The sequence below is a fragment of the Pseudomonas sp. NFACC05-1 genome, from assembly GCF_900100135.1.
Taxonomy (GTDB): Bacteria; Pseudomonadota; Gammaproteobacteria; order Pseudomonadales; family Pseudomonadaceae; genus Aquipseudomonas; species Aquipseudomonas fluorescens_Q.
Genome location: NZ_FMTR01000002.1, coordinates 348,809 through 368,699, shown reverse-complemented (window position 1 = coordinate 368,699; position 19,891 = coordinate 348,809). Strand labels below are relative to the sequence as shown.

Here is a 19,891-nt window from a genome sequence, read left to right as displayed (position 1 = left end):
CGTAGCAGCCCCTCCCCAAGGCCCCCCCATTCTTCAGACAAACCCAGTCGCTGATTTACGACTGCTGCGCAGCCGAACGGGGATAAATCCCCTCGCCACAGGTTATGCGGCGTCAAGGCGACCACGACCTGAACCCAATTCAAAAGAGGGTGCATTTCATGTCCCACGTATTCGACTACATCATCATCGGCGCCGGCTCGGCCGGTAACACCCTGGCCACCCGCCTGACCGAAGACGAAGGCGTCACCGTCCTGCTGCTCGAAGCCGGCGGCCCGGACTATCGCCTCGACTTCCGTACGCAAATGCCCGCCGCCCTGGCGTTCCCGCTGCAAGGCCGGCGCTACAACTGGGCCTACGAGACCGACCCGGAGCCGCACATGAACGGCCGCCGCATGGAATGCGGTCGAGGCAAGGGCCTGGGCGGTTCTTCGCTGATCAACGGCATGTGCTACATCCGCGGCAACGCCCTGGACTATGACAACTGGGCAAAACTGCCTGGCCTCGAGGACTGGACGTACCTGGACTGCCTGCCCTACTTCAGGAAAGCGGAGACCCGGGACATCGGCCCGAACGATTACCACGGCGGCGACGGTCCGGTCAGCGTGACCACCCCCAAGGCCGGCAACAACCCGTTGTTCCACGCCATGGTCGAGGCCGGCGTACAGGCCGGTTACCCGCGTACCGAAGACCTCAACGGCTACCAGCAGGAAGGCTTCGGCCCGATGGACCGTACCGTCACCCCCAATGGCCGTCGTGCCAGTACCGCGCGCGGGTACCTCGACGTGGCCAAGAAGCGTTCGACCCTGACCATCGTCACCCACGCCCTGACCGACAAGATCCTGTTCGAAGGCAAGCGCGCGGTCGGCGTGCGTTACCTGGTGGGCGCCGCCGAAGAGCGCGTCGAAGCCCGGGCGCGCAAGGAAGTGCTGCTGTGCTCCGGCGCCATCGCTTCGCCACAGATCCTGCAACGCTCTGGCGTCGGTCCGGCCAAGCTGCTGGAAAGCCTCGACATCCCGGTGGTCCACGACCTGCCGGGTGTCGGTGAAAACCTCCAGGATCACCTCGAGTTGTACCTGCAATACGCCTGCACCCAACCGGTCTCGCTGTACCCGTCGCTGCTCTGGTACAACCAGCCGGCCATCGGTGCCGAGTGGCTGTTCAACGGCACCGGTATCGGCGCCAGCAACCAGTTCGAGGCCGGCGGTTTCATCCGCACCCGCCCGGAATTCGATTGGCCGAACATCCAGTACCACTTCCTGCCGGTGGCGATTAACTACAACGGCAGCAACGGCGTGAAGGAACATGGTTTCCAGGCGCACATGGGCTCGATGCGTTCGCCAAGCCGCGGCCGGATCCAGGCCAAGTCCAAGGACCCACGCCAGCACCCGAGCATCCTGTTCAACTACATGGCGACCGAGCAGGACTGGCAGGAGTTTCGCGACGGCATCCGCCTGACCCGCGAGATCATGCAACAGCCGGCGCTCGATCCGTTCCGTGGCCGCGAGATCAGCCCGGGCATCGAGGTGCAGACGGACGCGCAACTGGACCAGTTCATCCGCGAGCATGCCGAAACCGCGTTCCACCCGTCCTGCTCGTGCAAGATGGGCACCGACGACATGGCGGTGGTGGATGGCGAAGGTCGCGTGCATGGCATGCAAGGACTGCGCGTGGTGGATGCCTCGATCATGCCGATCATCACCACCGGCAACCTGAACGCGCCGACGATCATGATCGCCGAGAAAATCGCCGACAAGATCCGTGGTCGCAAGCCATTGCCACGCAGCACTGCCCCGTACTACGTGGCCGGCGATGCGCCGGTGCGCGGCAAGCCACTGCGGGAAGTCGGGCCTATGGCCCAGTAAGACTCAAGCTCGCTTGGATAAAGATCGCTCCCACGCAGAGCGTGGGAATGATCTCCAACGATCTTTACAGCAGCATCCTGCTCGCGATGGCGCTCGACCAGGCCCTCAAATTCCCTTCTACCTTGATCCCACCCCCACCCCAGGCCTAATCTAGAGCCGCCGCGTCAAATCACCGCACTGCGCCGCACCCTCGCTCCAGACAAGGAGGTTCCATGTTCGACTTCCACCCCCAGCTCAAGCAGCGTTTTGCTGCCTTGCGCACGGGCGCTGAATTCTTTTCCCTGCGTTACGTGCGCGAGTCCGGCCAGCACCTGTCGGTGCGCAAGAATGTCGCCGAACCGCCCAGCCTGGGCCGTGATGAAGGGGCGATGCTCACGGTGCGGGTCAACGGGGTCGAGGCGTATGCCGCTACCAACGATCTGTCCCAAACCGGCCTGCAAGCGGCGCTGGAACGAGCCGAGCAACAGGCCCGCCGGCTCAAGCCCCACGCCCTGCTGGACCTGCGCGAGCAAGCGGTGTCCAGCGACCGCGCCGATTACTTCTCGCCGAATTTCGACCAGGCCTTCCCACCACTGAGCGATTGCTACCAATTGCTCGGCGACGAGTCAGCCGCAGTGCCTCAGGACGAGCGCCTGGTGAACTGGCAAGCCAGCATCGGCCTGACCCAGGTCGAGCAGATCTACCTCAACAGTGCCGGTGCTGAATTGCGCCAGGCCCAACGTTTCATCTACCCGGCCCTGGAAGTCACCGCCTTCGACGGCAACGACAGCCAGACCCGCACCCTGGGCCGGGAAAATTTCGGCCAGCAAGGCAGCTTCGATGTGATCAGCCGCAGCGGCCTGCTCGGCGCCGGGCTGAAAATCGCCGACCAGGCCCTGCAACTGCTGCTGGCACCGAACACCCCGCAAGGCCCCCGCGACCTGCTGCTGATGCCTGACCAGATGATGTTGCAGATCCACGAATCCATCGGCCATCCGCTGGAACTGGACCGCATCCTCGGGGACGAGCGCAATTACGCCGGCACCAGCTTCGTCAAGGCCAGCGACTTCGGACACCTGCAATACGGCTCCAACCTCTTGAACGTGACCTTCGACCCGAACATTCCCGAAGAATTGGCCAGCTACAGCCATGACGACGATGGCAGCGCCGCCAGCAAACAGTTCCTGATTCGTGAAGGCCTGCTGCTGCGCCCATTGGGCGGCGCACTGTCACAGTTCCGTGCTGGCCTGGACGGTGTCGCCAACAGCCGCGCCTGCGGCTGGAATCGCCCGCCCATCGACCGCATGGCAAACCTGAACATCGAACCCGGCGACCAATCCCTGGAACAACTGATCCAAGGCACCGAGCACGGCGTGCTGATGCGCACCAACCGTTCCTGGTCCATCGACGACGCCCGCAACAAATTCCAGTTCGGCTGCGAATGGGGCCAGTTGATCGAGAACGGCGAGCTCAAGGGCGTGGTGAAGAACCCCAACTACCGGGGTATTTCTGCGCAATTCTGGAAGAGCCTGCGCGCCGTGGGCGATGCCAGCACCTTCCAGGTCCTGGGCACGCCGAACTGTGGCAAGGGCGAACCGAACCAGGTCATCCGCGTCGGCCATGCCTCGCCGGCCTGCGTGTTCAGCAACGTTGATGTGTTTGGGGGAGACGCCTGATGAGCACTGTCAAGAATCCGGCCGAGGCATTCAAGGCGTTGGTCGACTGGCTGCGCGATGCCTTGCACGAGCCTGAACAGTTCACCCTCGGCTACGCCGCCGAGTCCTCGGCCTTCGTCCGTTTCAACCATGGCAAGGTCCGCCAGGCCGGCCTGGTGCAGCAAGCCAATGTCAGTTTCAAACTGATCGACGACGGACGCCACGCCGACTTGCAGATCACCTTGTCCGGCGAAGCCGAGACGGATTTGCAACGTTTGGCCGAAGGCCTGCAACAGCTGCGCGAAACCTTGCCGCTGCTACCCCGCGATCCGTACCTGCTGCTCAACCACACCCACTGGCAGAGCCATAACGTGCAGGACCATCCGTTGCCGGACACCGAGCAGGCCGTGGCCGAAATCAGCCGCGCCGCCGAAGGCCTGGACCTGGTGGGGTTCTACGCCGCCGGGCCCATCAGTCGAGGTTTCGCCAGTTCTGCGGGGGCGTTCGGCTGGCACCAGGCCAACAGCTTCAATTTCGATTTCAGCCTGTTCCATGAAAACGGCCAGGCCGTGAAAGCCAGTTACGCCGGGCATGAATGGAGCAGTGACGGATTTTCCCGGCGCTTCGAGCAGGCCCGCGAGCAACTGGCGTTTCTCGGCCTGCCGTTGCGCACGTTGCCGCCCGGCGAATACCGCGCCTACCTGGCGCCGGCCGCCCTGGAAGAGATCATGGGCATGCTCAGTTGGGGTGGGTTCTCGGCCCGGGCGATTGCCAGCAAGCAGAGCCCGTTGCAGAAGCTCTACGCCAACGAAGCAAGCTTGAGCCCCAACGTGTGGCTGAGCGAGCAGGTCAGCGGCTCCTTGAGCCCGGCGTTTTCCGACGAAGGTTACCCCCGCGATGACCTGGGGCTGATCGCCAAGGGCACAGCCAATGCGCAGTTGGTCAACTCCCGCAGCGCCGCTGAATACGGCCTCGCCGCCAACGGCGCCAGCAGCTACGAATACCCCACGGCGCTGGACATGCAGGCCGGACAACTGGAGCACAAATACATCCTCGAACAACTTGGCACCGGGCTGTACATCAGCAACCTCTGGTACCTGAACTACTCGGACCAACCGGCCGCCCGCCTGACCGGCATGACCCGCTTCGCCACGTTCTGGGTCGAGAACGGCCAGATCGTAGCGCCGGTCAGCACCATGCGCTTCGACGACAGCGTCTACAGCCTGCTCGGCTCGCGACTCGAAGGCCTGACCCGAGAACGGGAACTGCTGCTCTCGGCCAGCACCTACAGCCAGCGGGCCACGGCCTCGATGTTGTTGCCGGGGGCGCTGGTGAAGCGGTTGACCTTGACGTTGTAATGACCGGAGTTGTACCCCTGTGGCGAGGGAGCTTGCTCCCGCTCGACTGCGCAGCAGTCGCAAAACCCTGCTGAACCAACGCATCTGAAACACCGCGGTGCCTGGTTTTAGGGTTGCTTCGCAACCCAGCGGGAGCAAGCTCCCTCGCCACAACAGCGATACCTGTTCCTGATCAACACTTCATACAAGAGGTCCCATGCCCAACCGCGCACCGCTCGACGCCGTCACCGCCCGCTGGCTTCCGTGGGTGGTGGCGATTGCCTTCTTCATGCAGTCCCTGGACGGGACCATCCTCAACACCGCCCTGCCCGCCATGGCCAGCGACCTGGCGGAAAACCCGCTGCGCATGCAGGGCGTGATCATCGCCTACATGCTCACCGTGGCGTTGCTGATCCCAGCCTCGGGCTGGATCGCCGACCGTTTCGGCACCAAGAAGATTTTCTTCGGGGCGATCCTGCTGTTCAGCTTCGGCTCGTTGCTGTGCGCCTTATCCAATTCGTTGAGCATGCTGATCGGCGCCCGGGTCATCCAGGGCCTGGGCGGTGCGCTGATGCTGCCGGTGGGCAGGCTGGTGGTGCTGCGGGCGTATCCGCGCTCGGAACTGGTGCGGATCATGGGCTTCATCACCATCCCCGGCCTGCTCGGCCCGCTGATCGGCCCGACCATGGGCGGTTGGATGGTGGAGTACCTGACCTGGCACTGGATCTTCATCATCAACCTGCCGGTGGGCGTGATCGGCTGTTATGCGGTGTGGAAGTTCATCCCCGACCTGCGCGGCAGCGAGCGCACCCGGTTCGACGGGCTGGGGTTCCTGCTGTTCGGTGCGGCGATGGTGCTGATCACCATCGCCATGGAAGGCCTGGGTGAACTGCACCTGCCGCACCTGCGGGTGATGCTGTTGCTGTTCGGCGGCATGGCCTGCCTGGCGGCCTATTGGCTGCGGGCCGGGCACGTCGAGAATGCGCTGTTCCCGCCGTCGCTGTTCAAGACCCGGACCTTCGCCGTGGGCATCCTCGGCAACTTGTTCGCGCGTTTGGGCAGCGGCGCCCTGCCATTCCTGGTGCCGTTGCTGCTGCAAGTCGCCCTGGGCTATTCACCGTCCCAGGCCGGCATGAGCATGCTGCCCCTGGCAGCGGCGGCCATGGTCGCCAAGTCCGTGGCCCGGCCGCTGATCGAACACCTGGGCTATCGCATCGTCCTGACCGGCAACACCCTGGCCCTGGGCCTGATGCTGGCGAGCATGGGCCTGGTCAGCGAACAGACGCCGTATTGGCTATTGCTGGCGCAACTGGCGGTGTTAGGGGCGATCAACTCGCTGCAATTCACCGCGATGAACACCGTGACCCTGATCGACCTGGACGACGCCAGCGCCAGCAGCGGCAACAGCCTGCTGTCGGTGGTGGCGCAGCTGTCCCTGAGCCTCGGCGTGGCCTGCGCCGGCGCCCTGCTCGGCGGCTTTACCGCCCAGGTGGGTAACGACGGGGTCGATACCGTGCTGGGCGCGTTCCAGCTGACCTTCGTAACGGTGGGGATCATGGCGATGCTGGCAGCGACGATTTTTTCCCAGTTGTCCAAGCAGGATGGGCGGCGGCAGAAGCGTCACGACGAGCATATCGAGCATTAAGCCAGGCGCTTGGGACGCTGTCCGAACCGGGGGACATGCTGGCTCTTGTGGCGAGGGAGCTTGCTCCCGCTGGGGTGCGAAGCGCCCCCAAAATCGGTCGACACGGTGTACCTGAAATATCGCGTCGCCTGGGTTACGACTGCTGCGCAGCCGAGCGGGAGCAAGCTCCCTCGCCACAGGGGCCACACCACAGCTCGTCCAGAACTTTCGAAGAAAGTGGCACGAGGCTGCTACACTGCGCGACATTTTGTTTTGCAGGCCAGTCCCGTGACCACCATTGCCACCGCTTTTAATACTTTGCCGCTGTCCGCCGCCATGCTGGCTAACCTCGAATCACTCGGTTATGCCCAGATGACGCCGATCCAGGCGCAAAGCTTGCCGGTGATTCTCAAGGGCATGGACCTGATCGCCCAGGCCAAGACCGGCAGCGGCAAGACCGCGGCTTTTGGCATCGGCCTGCTGAACCCGATCAACCCGCGCTTCTTCGGCTGCCAGGCCCTGGTGATGTGCCCGACCCGTGAGCTGGCCGACCAGGTCGCCAAGGAAATCCGTCGCCTGGCCCGAGCCGAAGACAACATCAAGGTCCTGACCCTGTGCGGTGGCGTGTCGTTCGGCCCGCAGATCGCTTCCCTGGAACACGGTGCCCACATCATCGTCGGCACGCCAGGACGCATCCAGCAGCACCTGCGCAAAGGTTCGCTGGTGCTCGATGGCCTCAACACGCTGATCCTCGACGAAGCCGACCGCATGCTCGACATGGGCTTCTACGACGCCATCGAAGACATCATCCAGCAGACCCCGGAACGCCGCCAGACGCTGCTGTTTTCCGCCACCTACCCGGTGGGCATCAAGCAACTGTCGTCCAAGTTCATGCGTAACCCGCAGCAAGTGAAGGCCGAGGCGTTCCACTCCGACGCGCAGATCGAGCAGCGCTTCTACGAGATCGCCCCCGAGGAACGCATGGACGCAGTGGTCAAGGTCCTGGCGCATTTCCGCCCGGCCTCCTGCGTGGCGTTCTGTTTCACCAAGCAGCAGGTCCAGGAAACCGTCGATCACCTGACGTCCAAGGGCATCTCGGCCGTCGGCCTGCACGGCGACCTGGAACAGCGCGACCGCGACCAGGTACTGGCGATGTTCGCCAACCGCAGCACCTCGGTGCTGGTAGCCACCGACGTGGCGGCCCGCGGCTTGGACATCGATGCACTGGACATGGTGATCAACGTCGAACTGGCCCGGGACTCGGAAATTCACATCCACCGCGTCGGCCGCACTGGCCGTGCCGGGGAGAAAGGCATCGCCATCAGCCTGGTGGCGCCGTCCGAAGCCCACCGCGCCCAGGCCATCGAGCAACTGCAGAAGTCACCGCTGAGCTGGGACCAACTGGACAACCTCAAGTCTCAGGGCGGCGGCCCGTTGTTGCCGGCCATGAGCACTCTGTGCATCGGCGCCGGGCGCAAGGACAAGGTCCGCCCCGGCGACATCCTCGGTGCCCTGACCGGCGAGGCCGGCATCCCTGGCGCCCAGGTCGGCAAAATCGCGATCTTCGATTTCCAGGCTTACGTGGCCGTGGAACGCGGCATTGCCAAACAGGCCCTGCAACGCCTGAACGATGGCAAGATCAAGGGCCGCTCGTTGCGGGTACGGATCCTCTGACCGCTGTTGATTCACCCTGTGGCGAGGGAGCTTGCTCCCGCTGGGCTGCGCAGCAGCCCTGAAAACCATGAACGCGATGCTTCAGACAGTTCGCTGGCTTTTCGACCGCTTCGCGCTCGAGCGGGAGCAAGCTCCCTCGCCACAAGAGCGAACTCCTGTCAGACCCCAGATATGCAGAGGACACCGTTTTGCGCTCTACCGAAGTCGTGATCATTGGCGCTGGCGCCGCAGGGTTGATGTGCGCACTGACCGCCGCCGCGCGCGGGCGGCAGGTGATGTTGCTGGACCACGCCAACAAGGCCGGCAAGAAAATCCTCATGTCGGGCGGTGGGCGCTGTAATTTCACCAACATGTACACCGAGCCAGGCAATTTCCTCTCGCAGAACCCGCACTTCTGCAAATCGGCCCTGGCCCGCTACACCCAATGGGACTTCATTGCCCTGGTGGCCAAGCACGGCGTGCCCTATCACGAGAAAAAGCTCGGCCAGTTGTTCTGCGATAACAAATCCAGCGACATCCTCGGCCTGCTCTTGGATGAATGCGACCAGGCCGGCGCCAGCCTGCATCTGGACACCTCGATTACACAGATCGAAAAAGCCGACGGCGGCTACCTGCTGCAAACCACCCTTGGCGCCATCGCCTGCCAGTCCCTGGTGATCGCCACGGGCGGGCTGTCGATCCCGACCCTGGGGGCGACCGGCTTCGGTTATCAGGTGGCAAAACAGTTTGGCCATGCACTGCTGCCCACCCGCGCCGGCCTGGTGCCGTTCACCATCACCGATCAGCTCAAGGCGCTGTGCACCGAGTTGTCAGGCACCTCGGTGGATTGCCTGGTGAGCTGCAACGACCAGAGCTTTCGCGAGAACATCCTGTTCACCCATCGCGGCCTGAGCGGTCCGGCGATCCTGCAGATTTCCTCGTTCTGGGAATCGGGGGACACGGTGCAGATCAACCTGTTGCCGGACCACGACGTGCCGCAATGGCTGCAACAGCAACAGGCCGAACGCCCCAATAGCGAGCTCAAGACGTTGCTGGGCGAGTTGTTCACCAAGAAAATGGCCAACCTGCTGGCGGACACCTGGTTCGTCTCCAAACCCATGAAGCAATACACCCATGCGGAGCTGGCAGACATCGCCGAAAAACTGGCGAGCTGGAACGTCGTCCCCGCTGGCACCGAAGGCTACCGCACCGCAGAAGTCACCCTGGGCGGCGTCGATACCCGGGAAGTCTCGTCCAAGACCATGGAGTCGCTGAAAAGCCCCGGCCTGTATTTCATCGGCGAAGTGCTGGATGTCACCGGGCACCTGGGCGGGTTCAACTTCCAATGGGCGTGGGCTTCGGGGTATGCCGCCGCGCAGTACGTCTGATCCCACCTGGGTTGAGCCTGCTTTTGTGGCGAGGGAGCTTGCTCCCGCTGGGCTGCGCAGCAGCCCCCCTCTCAAGCTCACTCAATCAACCTGATCCACCGCGTCGCCGGGTTTTAGGGCCGCTGCGCGCCCCAGCGGGAGCAAGCTCCCTCGCCACCGGGAAGTGGCCTCAGGTGCATCGCGGAACACTTTTTGCTGTCGGATGTGATCGCCGCCATTGCGTGATTACTGCCTCGTTTTAGCGGAATTGGACAAGGCGCGAGTTAAGGAAATGCCTCGAATCAGTGTCAGTTTCAAGAGCAAATCGGTTGGTCGACCGGGATGCTTTTGTGGCGAGGGAGCTTGCTCCCGCTGGGCTGCGCAGCAGCCCCCCTCTCAAGCTCACTCAATCAACCTGATCCACCGTGTCGCCGGGTTTTAGGGCCGCTGCGCGCCCCAGCGGGAGCAAGCTCCCTCGCCACCGGGAAGTGGCCTCAGATGCATCGCGGAACACTTTTTGCTGTCGGATGTGATCGCCGCCATTGCGTCAGCGTCATTACTGCCTCAATTTAGCGTCATTGCCCGTCAGGCCCGTGCACTTCATGTCAGCAAACTCGTTTAGCCAGTCTTTGCGTCGCCTTTGGGCGTTGGATAAGTTCAGTTATAGCGTGCGGGTCTTCATCGCCCTGACCGGCAGCATGGGGCTGTGCTGGTACCTGGATGAGATGGGGCTGCTGATTCCCTTGTTCCTGGGCATCATCGCCAGCGCCCTGGCCGAGACGGACGACAGTTGGCAGGGCCGCCTCAACGCGCTGGCCGTGACCCTGGTGTGCTTCACCGTCGCGGCACTGTCGGTTGAATTATTGTTCCCCTATCCCGTCCTGTTCATCATCGCCCTGGCCCTGGCGGCCTTTGGCCTGACCATGCTTGGCGCCCTGGGTGAGCGCTATGGCGCCATCGCCTCGGCCACGCTGATTCTGTCGGTCTACACCATGATCGGCGTGGACCAGCGCGGCGGCGCAGTCAATGATTTCTGGCATGAACCCCTGCTACTGGTCACGGGGGCCGCGTGGTACGGCTTGCTGTCGGTGTTGTGGCAGGCGTTGTTTTCCAACCAACCGGTGCAACAAAGCCTGGCTCGGCTGTTTCGCGAGCTGGGACGCTACCTGAAACTCAAATCGTCGCTGCTGGAGCCGATCCGCCAACTGGACGTCGAAGCCCGACGCCTGGAACTGGCCCAGCAAAATGGCCGGGTGGTCGCTGCGCTCAACAGCGCCAAGGAAATCATCCTGCACCGCGTGGGCAATGGCCGCCCCGGCTCGAAAGTCAGCCGGTACCTGAAACTGTACTTCCTGGCCCAGGACATCCACGAACGCGCCAGCTCTTCTCACTATCCCTACAACGCCCTGGCCGAGGCCTTCTTTCACAGCGACGTACTGTTCCGCTGCCAACGCCTGCTGCGTCAGCAAGGCAAGGCCTGCCAGGCGCTGGCCGAGTCGATCCAACTGCGCCAGCCGTTCGTCTACGACGACACCTTTGCCGAGGCCCTCAACGACCTGCACGCGTCCCTCGAACACCTGCGCATCCAGAGCAACCCGGCCTGGCGCGGCTTGCTGCGTTCGTTGCGGGCACTGTCGGTGAACCTGGCTACCATGGACCGCCTGCTCAGCGACGCGAGCAACCCCGACGCCCTGGCCGACGCCACCGACAGCAGCCTGCTCGACCGCTCGCCGCGCAACCTCAAGGATGTCTGGCTGCGCTTGCGTACCCAGCTCACGCCCACTTCGCTGCTGTTCCGGCATGCCCTGCGCTTGCCCTTGGCCCTGAGCGTGGGCTACGCCATGGTGCACCTGATCCACCCGTCCCAGGGCTATTGGATCATCCTTACCACACTGTTCGTGTGCCAGCCCAACTACGGCGCCACCCGGCGCAAGCTCGGCCAGCGGATCATCGGCACCGCCATCGGCCTGACGGTGGCCTGGGCGCTGTTCGATCTGTTTCCCAATCCGCTGGTGCAATCGAGCTTCGCCATTGCCGCCGGGGTAGTGTTCTTTACCAACCGCACGACCCGCTACACCCTGGCGACAGCGGGGATCACCATCATGGTGCTGTTCTGCTTCAACCAGGTGGGCGACGGCTACGGGCTGCTGTTGCCACGGCTGTTCGATACCTTGCTCGGCAGCCTGATTGCCGGGCTGGCGGTCTTCCTGTTCCTGCCCGACTGGCAGGGCCGTCGGCTGAACAAGGTGCTGGCCAATACGCTGACCTGCAACAGCATCTACCTGCGCCAGATCATGCAGCAGTACGCCGCCGGCAAAAGCGACGACCTGGCCTATCGCCTGGCCCGACGCAACGCCCACAATGCCGATGCCGCATTGTCCACCACCCTGGCCAATATGCTGATGGAGCCGGGGCATTTCCGTAAGGAAGCCGATGTGGGGTTCCGTTTCCTGGTGCTGTCCCACACCCTGCTCAGCTATCTGTCGGGCCTGGGCGCCCACCGGGGCACCGAACTGCCGACCGAAGTGCGCGAACAGTTGATCGACGGGGCTGGGGTGAAACTGGCAGCGAGCATCGACGAAATCGCCCAGGGCCTGGCAAGTAAACAGCCGATCGCGATCCAGAGCGACGAAGAAGAAGCCCTGGCCAGCGAGCTTGAGCGGATGCCCGATGAAATCGACGAAGGACAGCGCCTGGTGCAGACGCAACTGGCGTTGATTTGCCGTCAGCTTGGCCCATTGCGGACCTTGGCGGCGCATTTGATGAAGGCCTGACGGCCTCAGCTTCAAGCCTCAAGCCATAAGCTGCAAGCAAAGTTCGTGCGCTCTGCTTGCAGCTTATGGCTTGAAGCTTGAAGCTGCTCCCCCCTACATCCCATGCGCCTTCAACAGCCGCGCATAACTCCCATCCGCCTTCATCGCCGCGATCTCCCGATCAAATCCGGCCACAATCTGCTCATGCTCCGGGTTCTTCAGGCTGACCAGGATGTGCAGGCTGTTTTCGCTCAAGGGCTTGGGCAGGAACTCCACGGCGCTGCGTACCTTGGCGGATTCGCGGGCCAGGTAATAGCGGGCGACGTATTCGTCTTCCAGGGTCAACTTCACACGATCGGCAGCCAGCATGCGCACCGCCATCGCAAAGTTATGCACAGGGACTTTCTGCATTTGCAGGTCTTCGTCGAAGTCCTTGGAGTAGGCGTAGCCGCGAACCACGGCGATGGGATAGGCACGCAGCTGTTGCAGGCTGTCAAACTGGATCGTTTCGTCCTTGCGCTTGATGAAACGCACACGGTTGAGCAGATACTCAGCCGAGAACTGGCCAATGTGAGTGCGCTCCTCGCTGTACCAGGCGTTGACCAGCACATCATAGCGGCCCTCGCCGATGCCCAGCATCGCCCGGGCCCAAGGCACCTGTTCGAAGTCCGTGGCATAGCCGGCCCGCGCCAGCGCCGTGCTGACGATATCGGTCGCCAGGCCACCATTGATCAATGTGGAATCGGTAAAGGGCGGCCAGGCATCGGCGACCAGACGCAGCTTTTGCGCGCAGGCCTCATAGCTCAGTAACAGCAATCCGATCAATGCAAGAGCTCGATGCAATCGCGGCATGCCAAACGTCCTTGACGGGTTCAAAGCCCGGTTTGTTTTTAGCCGACACTCAACAGGCATCCTCAGACACCCGGTCCTAACATTAGCTCATTGGAACCGCTGCGCAGCGCTGTCACGAAGATTACACAAAGACGACAACGCCGCGACAGAGGAATGATGGCATTTTGGTCTTTATCGCAGATTTTCCAGTCGAGCGAGAAAGAGACTTCCGGGCCAAGCACGCTTAATATCGGCATCAAGCTCTTCAGGAAATTCAAAAATGGATATCGAGTGGGTCTGTAAACATCACAGTGACCTGAGCAAGGAACAGCTGTATGCCATCCTCAAATTGCGTGCCGAAGTGTTCGTTGTCGAACAGAACTGCGCCTACCCGGACGTTGACGGCCTGGACCTTGAGGGCGACACGTGCCATTTGATGGCTTGGCAGGGCAACCACCTGGTGGCCTATCTGCGCCTGCTCGACCCGCATTCGCAAAACAGTGACGTGGTGATCGGGCGCGTGATCATTGCGCCAGAAGCACGGGGCAAGGGGTTGGGCCATCAACTGATGGAACAGGGCCTCAAGCACGCCGAGAGACACTGGCCCGGCACCTCGATCTCACTGTCGGCCCAGGCGCATTTGCAGGGGTACTACGGGCGGTATGGGTTTGAAGTGGTGGGTGTGGAATACATGGAGGATGGGATTCCACACATTGGTATGCATCGGCCTTAAGATCCTCTTCGCGAGCAAGCCCGACCCCACTGTGGGAGCGGGCTTGCTCGCGAAGGCGTCAGCCCAGGCATAACCAGTATTCAGGGATATTCAAGTACGGCCTTGATCCGCTGCAAATTCCCCTCGATCCACCCCCGATCAATCGCCCCCCAATCGCGAATCCGATAACGCCCGGCATGGTTGCGCGCGCCGTCCTCTTGCTCGAACTCACAAACGATATCCAGGTCAGCCAGCGCGGCGATGGTGTCCTGGGCGGTACGCCGTGGCATGCCGGTGGTTTCGGTGAGGGCCGGGACGTTGCTGGCGACACCGCTGTCGATCAGGTAAGCCACGTACAAGCGACGGTAGAAGCTGCTCTTGGTCTTGCTGACATCCATTCGGTCATTCCTTGTGGGGTTGCAGATCCCGCCAGGTCAGGTACACCCGCAGGTCGAATTCCAACTGGTGATACCCCGGCAGCATGTGCTCGCAGAGTTGGTAGAACGCCTTGTTGTGGTCCGACTCCTTGAAGTGCGCCAGCTCGTGCACCACGATCATGTTCAGGAACTCGGGCGCCGCGTCCTTGAACAACGCAGCGATGCGGATTTCCTTCTTGGCCTTGAGCTTGCCACCCTGCACCCGCGACACCGCGGTATGCAGGCCGAGGGCGCGATGGGTCAGGTCCAGGCGACTGTCGAACAACACCTTGTCGATGGCTGGCGCGTTACGCAGGTATTGCTGCTTGAGGTCCAGCGCATAACCGTACAGGGCCTTGTCGCTCTGGATCGGATGCCGATCCGGATAGCGCTGTTGCAGGTAATCGCCCAGTCGGTCCTGGGCGATCAATTGCTGCACTTGGGCTTGCAGGGCGGCGGGGTAGGCCTGGAGGTATTTGAGCGCGGTCATCAAGGGGCAACACAGTCACAAGAGGCCGCCAGTGTAGCGAATTCAAGCCTGCACCGCGCTCCAGTCGAACGGTGTGGCGAAGGCATCGGTGTCTTCGGCCATCAAGGGCCGCGCCACGAGGAACCCCTGCACATACTCGCAGCCATGGGCCTGCAGCCACTCATATTGCTCGCGCGTCTCCACCCCTTCGGCAATCACCCGCAAGCCCAGTTGCGTACACAGGTCAATCACCGAGGCGGCCAACGCGGCATCCCGGGGCGACCCCGGTACGCGGGCGATCAGATGCCGATCGAGCTTGAGGGTATCGAGCTCAAGGTCGCGCAGATGCGTCAATGAGCAGGGTCCCGAACCAAAGTCATCCAATGCCACCCGCACCCCGAGGTGACGCAGCAGTCGCAATTGCTTTTGGGTTTCATCGGGGTTGCGCATCAGCGCATCCTCGGTCACCTCGACCTCCAGTTGCCGAGGCTTCAAGGCATGACGCTCCAGGACCTGGCGCAACTCGGTCACCAGGTTGGGCATGCCGAACTGGGTACTACTCAGGCTCACCCCCAACACCAGGTCGTCAGCGAACAAGCGCTCCCAGACTTTGCGCTGGGCCGCGCTGCGATGATAAATCCAGCTGCCCAGGCGACTGATCAACCGCGCCTCTTCCAGCAAGGGCAGGAACAGGCCCGGCGGAACATCACCGACGCTGGGGTGCTGCCAGCGCAACAGCGCCTCGAACCCACGGATCCGCCCATCGATGATGCTTACCTGCGGCTGGTAGACCATATTGAAGTCGCGGTTCTCGATGGCCGAGCGCACGCTCTCTTCCAGCATCAGCCGTGAACGGGTGCGACCGTTCATTTCATGATCGTAAAAGCGGTATTGCTGGCGACCGGCACGCTTGGCTTCGTACATGGCGATGTCGGACGCCCGCAGCAACCCATCGAGATTGGCGCCGCAATCGGGGTACGTCGCGATGCCGATACTGGCCCCCAATGCGACGTCCATGCCTTCTATCTGCTGGCAGATCGCGACCCGCTCGATGAGTTTCTCGGCGATCTTGGCCGCTTGCTCGGGGAACTCCAGGTCCAGCAGCGCCGTGAACTCGTCCCCGCCCAGGCGCGCCAGGATATCGAATGGGCGCAGGCACGCCTTCAACTGTTCCGACACCCAGCGCAATACCCGGTCCCCGGCATCGTGCCCCAGCGAGTCATTGACCCGCTTGAAGCCATCGAGGTCCAGGTACAGCAACACCCAGTTGCTTTCCAGGCGCTCGCTGCGCATCAACAGGTTTTCGGCGGTCTGGTAGAACCCCCGGCGGTTGAGCAAACCGGTCAGCGGGTCCGTGACGGCCTGGTATTCGAGTTGTTGGTGCAAATGGCGAACCACGGACATGTCCTGGAGCGTCACCACCATCGCCTTCTGCTCCGACGGCAACGGCGCACAGGACAAAGCCACCGACACCTGCTGGCCAGGCGCCGTGCGCAGCACCGCGTCATGCAGTCGCCAGGTTTCACCGCGCCGATAGGCGTTGTGTATATCGGAATCGACCCACTCTGGGATGTGCGGTTTCTGCAGGAAATCCAGGAACGGCATGCCCTGCAACTGCTCGGCGGTGGCATTGAGCAAGCGGCAGGTAGAAGGGTTGGCGAAGCGGATACAGCCATTCTCATCCACCACCAGGATGCCTTCGGCGGCGTTGTCCAGCACCGAGGCATTGAAGGCCCTGGCCGCTTCGAGATCCTGGCTCAAGCGCTGCAAGGCCCGGCGATTGCGCTGGTGCTCGAGCAGCGCCTGGACCTTGGGCTTGAGGATTTGCGGATCGAAGGGTTTGAACAGGTAATCCACGGCGCCACTGGCATAGCCCTTGATCACCGCATCCTGGGATTGCTCGTTGGCCGTCAGGAAAATGATCGGCGTGAGCCGCGTACGCTGGCTGCCGCGCATCAGGCGCGCCACTTCGAAACCGTCCATGTCGGGCATCTGCACATCCAACAGAACCAGATCGATGTCGTGTTCAAGCAACAGGTTAAGCGCCTCGACCCCCGAGGACGCGGTCATGACTCGCCAATCCTGACGCTGCAACAAGGCTCGCATGCTGAGCAGGTTTTCAGGGTAATCATCAACAATCAAAAGGACAGAGCTGTCTTCGCCGAGCGGTGGTTGCGCGCATTCCATGCTGCTTCTCTTATCGGGCGCCACGTCCGTTTTTTACGTAGCAAAGCGGACAAATACTGTCCCCTCACTCTAGACCGGGATTGTCAAAAGCAGTAGGTGTCAACGCGCCATCATCCAGACAAAGCCCGAAATAGCCGACTAACGGTCACCCTCCTCGGGCACAGAAACTGCAAAGACCCCTTCGACGGACAATTGACGTCAACCACCCGCCGAAAAGTTGCCGGGCAGTTTCTTCCGTCGCTTACTCGTACGCCCGAAAAGACCGGCCTAGAGCCTTGCCTTGTGGTGTGCAGCTTTTTCATCGAGTGACATAGGATCCCGCCATGATCGATCTCTCAACCTGGAACCTGAGCATCCCCGAAGGCAGCCCGCCGGCTACCATCGAAACCTCCCAGCTCGTGCAAGGGTTCCAGGCCCCATATTTCCACTCCGACTCCGGCACGGTTTTTTTCTGGGCGCCGGTGACCGGCTCCACAACCGCTAATGCTATTTATCCGCGCAGTGAACTTCGTGAAACCTACAGCGACGGCACCTTGCGCAATTGGCTGTACCCGGCGGCGGACAACAAGCTGGCTGCCACCCTGGCCGTCAGCCAGGTGCCCAGCACCGGCAAGGTCGTGATTGGTCAGATCCATACCAAGAACAGCACCAGCCCCCTGTTGAAGCTGGAATACCAATATAAAACCTACAGTTCCACCGGCAACATTGTCGCCAAGGTGCGCATGCGCCCGGACGACGAAACAGGCCAAGTCATCACCATCGCCACGGGCATCAAGCTGAATCAATCCTTCTCTTACCTGATCCATCTCAGCCCCGCCGGCGTCCTGACCATCAATGGCGCGGGTTACCAGTGGAGCTCCCCCATCAGTTCCACGTGGAGCGACAAGCCGCTGTACTTCAAGGCGGGCGTGTACGTGCAGGACAATACCGGTTATCCCACCGAAGGTGGGACCGTGACGTTCAGCCTGCTGGATATCGATCACATCTAGGCGCTTTGCGTGGCGCCAGGGCAGCAACGGAATGCTGCCAGCCCAGCCAGACACTATGAATGCGCAATAGTTCATAGCGAGCTCGAAACTACCGACTAACGGTTATCCATCCAGGCATAAATGCTGCAATTGACATGCTTGACGGACAATTGACGTCAAACATCCGCCGGATGGCCATTCAAAAAACCCTTCCTGCGTGATCAACACACTCCAAATGCTCGGAGTAGAGCCTCCCGCTTTGGTACTCAGCATTTTTACGCCCGTTACGCAGGATCCGACCATGATCGATCTCAACACCTGGAACTTGAGCATTCCCGAAGGCAGCCCCGCCATCACCATCGAAACACCTCGGCTGGCCCAGGGGTTCAAGGATGAATACTTCCACTCCGACACCGGCACGCTGTTCTTCTGGGTACCGGTGACCGGCACCAAGACTGCAAACGCGATCTACCCACGCAGCGAACTGCGGGAAACCTACAGCGACGGCACCCTGCGCAACTGGTTGTACCCGGCGGCGGACAACATCCTGCGCGCGACCATGACCGTCAACCAAGTGCCCAGCACTGGCAAGATCGTGATCGGCCAGATCCACACCAAAGACAGCACCAGCCCCATGGTGAAACTGGAGTACCAGTACAAAACCTACAGCTCCACCGGCAACATCGTCGCCAAGGTGCGCCTGCGTCCCGACGATGAAACCGGCCAAGTCATTACCATCGCCACCAGCGTGAAGCTGGACCGCAGCTTCTCCTACATGATCCACCTGAGCCCGAAGGGCGCACTGGGTATCAGCGCAGCGGGCTACAACTGGAGAACCACCGTCGATCCTAGCTGGAAGGTCAAGCCCCTGTATTTCAAAGCAGGGGCGTATGTGCAGGACAACACCGGCTACACCACCGAAGGCGGCAAAGTGACGTTCAGCCTGCTGGAAATCAAACACAACATCTGATCACTTTTCCTGGCGCCATGGCAGCACGGATGCTGCTTGCGGAGCCCTCCTCGACGCTTCGGCAACCCATCTCACGCTCAATCGAGCACAAGGCACGCAGCAGTGCCATATCGCCATCGTTCAAAAAAAATCTGCTTTAGCCGACTAACGGTCGTCTGTCTCGGGCACCAAAGCGGCAAACGTCACTCTGACGGTCTGCTGACGCCAACCCTCCGCCGGGCCCCCGTGAAAAACGCGAGCTCCCGCTTCCTCCTGGCGTCAGTGAAAGCGCGTCCTAGAGCCTTCGGCTGTGGCGTAAATCATTTCTTATGTACAGAAAGGATCCGAACATGGTCGATCTTGCAACCTGGAACTTGAGCATCCCCGAGGGCAGCCCGCCGAAAACCATTGAAACGCCTCGGCTGTTGGATGGTTTCCAAGATAAATACTTCAATTCCGAAGGCACCACGGTGTATTTCTGGTCACCGGTGACCGGCACCAAGACTGAAAATGCGATCTACCCGCGCAGCGAATTACGAGAGACCTATAAAGACGGCACCTTGCGCAACTGGCTGTATCCCGCTGCCGACAATAAATTGAGTGCGACCCTGGTGGTCAACCAGGTACCCAGCACCGGCAAGATCGTGATCGGGCAGATTCATGCCAAGGACAGCAGCAAACCCATGGTGAAGCTGGAATACCAGTACAAGGACGACAGCAAGACCGGCAACATCGTCGCCAAAGTGCGCATGCGCCCCGATGACGACGAGGGTCGGGTTATCACCGTGGCCAGCGGCGTGAAGCTTTCTCAGTCCTTCAGTTACCGGCTTCACCTTGATCGAACCGGCGACTTGGGTATTACTGCGGCGGGTCGTAGTTGGTACACCACCATCAGTTCTACGTGGCGGGTCAAGCCGTTGTACTTCAAGGCTGGCGTGTATGTGCAGGACAACAGTGGGTATACCAGCGAGGGTGGGAAAGTGACGTTCAGTAAGTTGGATATCGATCACAACACTTGATCGGGTGCTTTCGATAGAGAGGTACCGTGTGTATATCCATTGCTGCGGTAACGGCGGCTTATGGTTCCGCCCTTACGGCGTCTCACTTTTGAGAAGCGCAAAAGTAAGCA

The 19,891-nt window shown here is 61.6% G+C and carries 15 protein-coding genes; 11 read left to right on the top strand and 4 right to left on the bottom strand.

The genetic code is table 11. From position 1 onward, the window contains the following. The first annotated feature begins 158 nt into the window (after window positions 1–158). The 7 genes from betA to yccS all read left to right on the top strand — a co-directional run bounded on the left by betA (window position 159) and on the right by yccS (window position 12,251). A complete protein-coding gene (betA, locus tag BLO97_RS05895; RefSeq protein WP_063324021.1) occupies window positions 159–1,862 on the top strand; it encodes a choline dehydrogenase in 1,704 nt (567 codons plus the stop codon). A 212-nt stretch (window positions 1,863–2,074) separates the two neighbouring features. Further along, the gene (locus tag BLO97_RS05890) at window positions 2,075–3,517 is read left to right on the top strand and encodes a TldD/PmbA family protein (protein ID WP_092345276.1); all 1,443 of its coding nucleotides are present in this window, start codon (window positions 2,075–2,077) and stop codon (window positions 3,515–3,517) included. After that, window positions 3,517–4,854, top strand: coding sequence for a TldD/PmbA family protein (locus tag BLO97_RS05885; protein WP_092345274.1), 1,338 nt, complete (start codon window positions 3,517–3,519; stop codon window positions 4,852–4,854). Before BLO97_RS05890 ends, BLO97_RS05885 begins: the two co-directional genes overlap by 1 nt. Window positions 4,855–5,050: 196 nt before the next feature. Then, window positions 5,051–6,478: a multidrug transporter subunit MdtD gene (gene mdtD, locus BLO97_RS05880; RefSeq protein ID WP_092221445.1), complete on the top strand. Its 1,428-nt coding sequence runs from the start codon at window positions 5,051–5,053 to the stop codon at window positions 6,476–6,478. A 315-nt stretch (window positions 6,479–6,793) separates the two neighbouring features. Continuing rightward, window positions 6,794–8,131, top strand: coding sequence for an ATP-dependent RNA helicase DbpA (gene dbpA / locus BLO97_RS05875; protein WP_233459556.1), 1,338 nt, complete (start codon window positions 6,794–6,796; stop codon window positions 8,129–8,131). Between the two features lie 188 nt (window positions 8,132–8,319). Next, the gene (locus BLO97_RS05870; RefSeq protein WP_092345272.1) at window positions 8,320–9,498 is read left to right on the top strand and encodes a BaiN/RdsA family NAD(P)/FAD-dependent oxidoreductase; all 1,179 of its coding nucleotides are present in this window, start codon (window positions 8,320–8,322) and stop codon (window positions 9,496–9,498) included. 581 nt (window positions 9,499–10,079) lie between these two features. Further along, a complete protein-coding gene (gene yccS / locus BLO97_RS05865; protein ID WP_063324016.1) occupies window positions 10,080–12,251 on the top strand; it encodes a YccS family putative transporter in 2,172 nt (723 codons plus the stop codon). A gap of 93 nt (window positions 12,252–12,344) precedes the next feature. On the opposite strand, the gene BLO97_RS05860 is transcribed toward yccS, so the two are convergent. After that, window positions 12,345–13,082 carry a substrate-binding periplasmic protein gene (locus tag BLO97_RS05860; RefSeq protein WP_063324015.1) on the bottom strand — a complete coding sequence of 246 codons (738 nt, stop codon included), beginning with the start codon at window positions 13,080–13,082 and terminating at the stop codon, window positions 12,345–12,347. A gap of 259 nt (window positions 13,083–13,341) precedes the next feature. Here BLO97_RS05860 and BLO97_RS05855 point away from each other — a divergent pair, with 259 nt between their 5' ends. Next, window positions 13,342–13,794, top strand: a complete 453-nt coding sequence (locus BLO97_RS05855; protein ID WP_092151164.1) for a GNAT family N-acetyltransferase — start codon at window positions 13,342–13,344, stop codon at window positions 13,792–13,794. Between the two features lie 80 nt (window positions 13,795–13,874). Here BLO97_RS05855 and BLO97_RS05850 read toward each other — a convergent pair whose 3' ends face one another. From BLO97_RS05850 to BLO97_RS05840, 3 genes are read right to left on the bottom strand one after another with little or no spacing between them, the layout of a single operon-like run. Then, window positions 13,875–14,171, bottom strand: a complete 297-nt coding sequence (locus tag BLO97_RS05850; RefSeq protein WP_092151167.1) for a winged helix-turn-helix domain-containing protein — start codon at window positions 14,169–14,171, stop codon at window positions 13,875–13,877. 4 nt (window positions 14,172–14,175) lie between these two features. Next, window positions 14,176–14,679, bottom strand: a complete 504-nt coding sequence (locus BLO97_RS05845; protein WP_092151170.1) for a M48 metallopeptidase family protein — start codon at window positions 14,677–14,679, stop codon at window positions 14,176–14,178. 42 nt (window positions 14,680–14,721) lie between these two features. Further along, window positions 14,722–16,845, bottom strand: a complete 2,124-nt coding sequence (locus BLO97_RS05840) for a putative bifunctional diguanylate cyclase/phosphodiesterase (protein WP_092345270.1) — start codon at window positions 16,843–16,845, stop codon at window positions 14,722–14,724. Between the two features lie 323 nt (window positions 16,846–17,168). Between BLO97_RS05840 and BLO97_RS05835 the strand changes: the two genes are divergently transcribed. The 3 genes from BLO97_RS05835 (at window position 17,169) to BLO97_RS05825 (ending at window position 19,781) form a co-directional block, all read left to right on the top strand. Continuing rightward, complete coding sequence (locus tag BLO97_RS05835) at window positions 17,169–17,834, top strand: polysaccharide lyase family 7 protein (RefSeq protein WP_063324011.1); 666 nt, start codon at window positions 17,169–17,171, stop codon at window positions 17,832–17,834. 280 nt (window positions 17,835–18,114) lie between these two features. Then, complete coding sequence (locus BLO97_RS05830; protein ID WP_092345268.1) at window positions 18,115–18,783, top strand: polysaccharide lyase family 7 protein; 669 nt, start codon at window positions 18,115–18,117, stop codon at window positions 18,781–18,783. A gap of 329 nt (window positions 18,784–19,112) precedes the next feature. Continuing rightward, window positions 19,113–19,781: a polysaccharide lyase family 7 protein gene (locus BLO97_RS05825; protein WP_092345266.1), complete on the top strand. Its 669-nt coding sequence runs from the start codon at window positions 19,113–19,115 to the stop codon at window positions 19,779–19,781. The last annotated feature ends 110 nt before the right edge of the window (window positions 19,782–19,891 follow it).

What these genes read in the sequence shown, in the direction of transcription:
- betA (WP_063324021.1), top strand. Translation starts at nt 159, where the DNA reads ATGTCCCACGTATTCGACTACATCATCATCGGCGCCGGCTCGGCCGGT.
- BLO97_RS05890 (WP_092345276.1), top strand. Translation starts at nt 2,075, where the DNA reads ATGTTCGACTTCCACCCCCAGCTCAAGCAGCGTTTTGCTGCCTTGCGC.
- BLO97_RS05885 (WP_092345274.1), top strand. Translation starts at nt 3,517, where the DNA reads ATGAGCACTGTCAAGAATCCGGCCGAGGCATTCAAGGCGTTGGTCGAC.
- mdtD (WP_092221445.1), top strand. Translation starts at nt 5,051, where the DNA reads ATGCCCAACCGCGCACCGCTCGACGCCGTCACCGCCCGCTGGCTTCCG.
- dbpA (WP_233459556.1), top strand. Translation starts at nt 6,794, where the DNA reads ATGCTGGCTAACCTCGAATCACTCGGTTATGCCCAGATGACGCCGATC.
- yccS (WP_063324016.1), top strand. Translation starts at nt 10,080, where the DNA reads ATGTCAGCAAACTCGTTTAGCCAGTCTTTGCGTCGCCTTTGGGCGTTG.
- BLO97_RS05860 (WP_063324015.1), bottom strand. Translation starts at nt 13,082, where the DNA reads ATGCCGCGATTGCATCGAGCTCTTGCATTGATCGGATTGCTGTTACTG.
- BLO97_RS05855 (WP_092151164.1), top strand. Translation starts at nt 13,342, where the DNA reads ATGGATATCGAGTGGGTCTGTAAACATCACAGTGACCTGAGCAAGGAA.
- BLO97_RS05850 (WP_092151167.1), bottom strand. Translation starts at nt 14,171, where the DNA reads ATGGATGTCAGCAAGACCAAGAGCAGCTTCTACCGTCGCTTGTACGTG.
- BLO97_RS05845 (WP_092151170.1), bottom strand. Translation starts at nt 14,679, where the DNA reads ATGACCGCGCTCAAATACCTCCAGGCCTACCCCGCCGCCCTGCAAGCC.
- BLO97_RS05840 (WP_092345270.1), bottom strand. Translation starts at nt 16,845, where the DNA reads ATGGAATGCGCGCAACCACCGCTCGGCGAAGACAGCTCTGTCCTTTTG.
- BLO97_RS05835 (WP_063324011.1), top strand. Translation starts at nt 17,169, where the DNA reads ATGATCGATCTCTCAACCTGGAACCTGAGCATCCCCGAAGGCAGCCCG.
- BLO97_RS05830 (WP_092345268.1), top strand. Translation starts at nt 18,115, where the DNA reads ATGATCGATCTCAACACCTGGAACTTGAGCATTCCCGAAGGCAGCCCC.
- BLO97_RS05825 (WP_092345266.1), top strand. Translation starts at nt 19,113, where the DNA reads ATGGTCGATCTTGCAACCTGGAACTTGAGCATCCCCGAGGGCAGCCCG.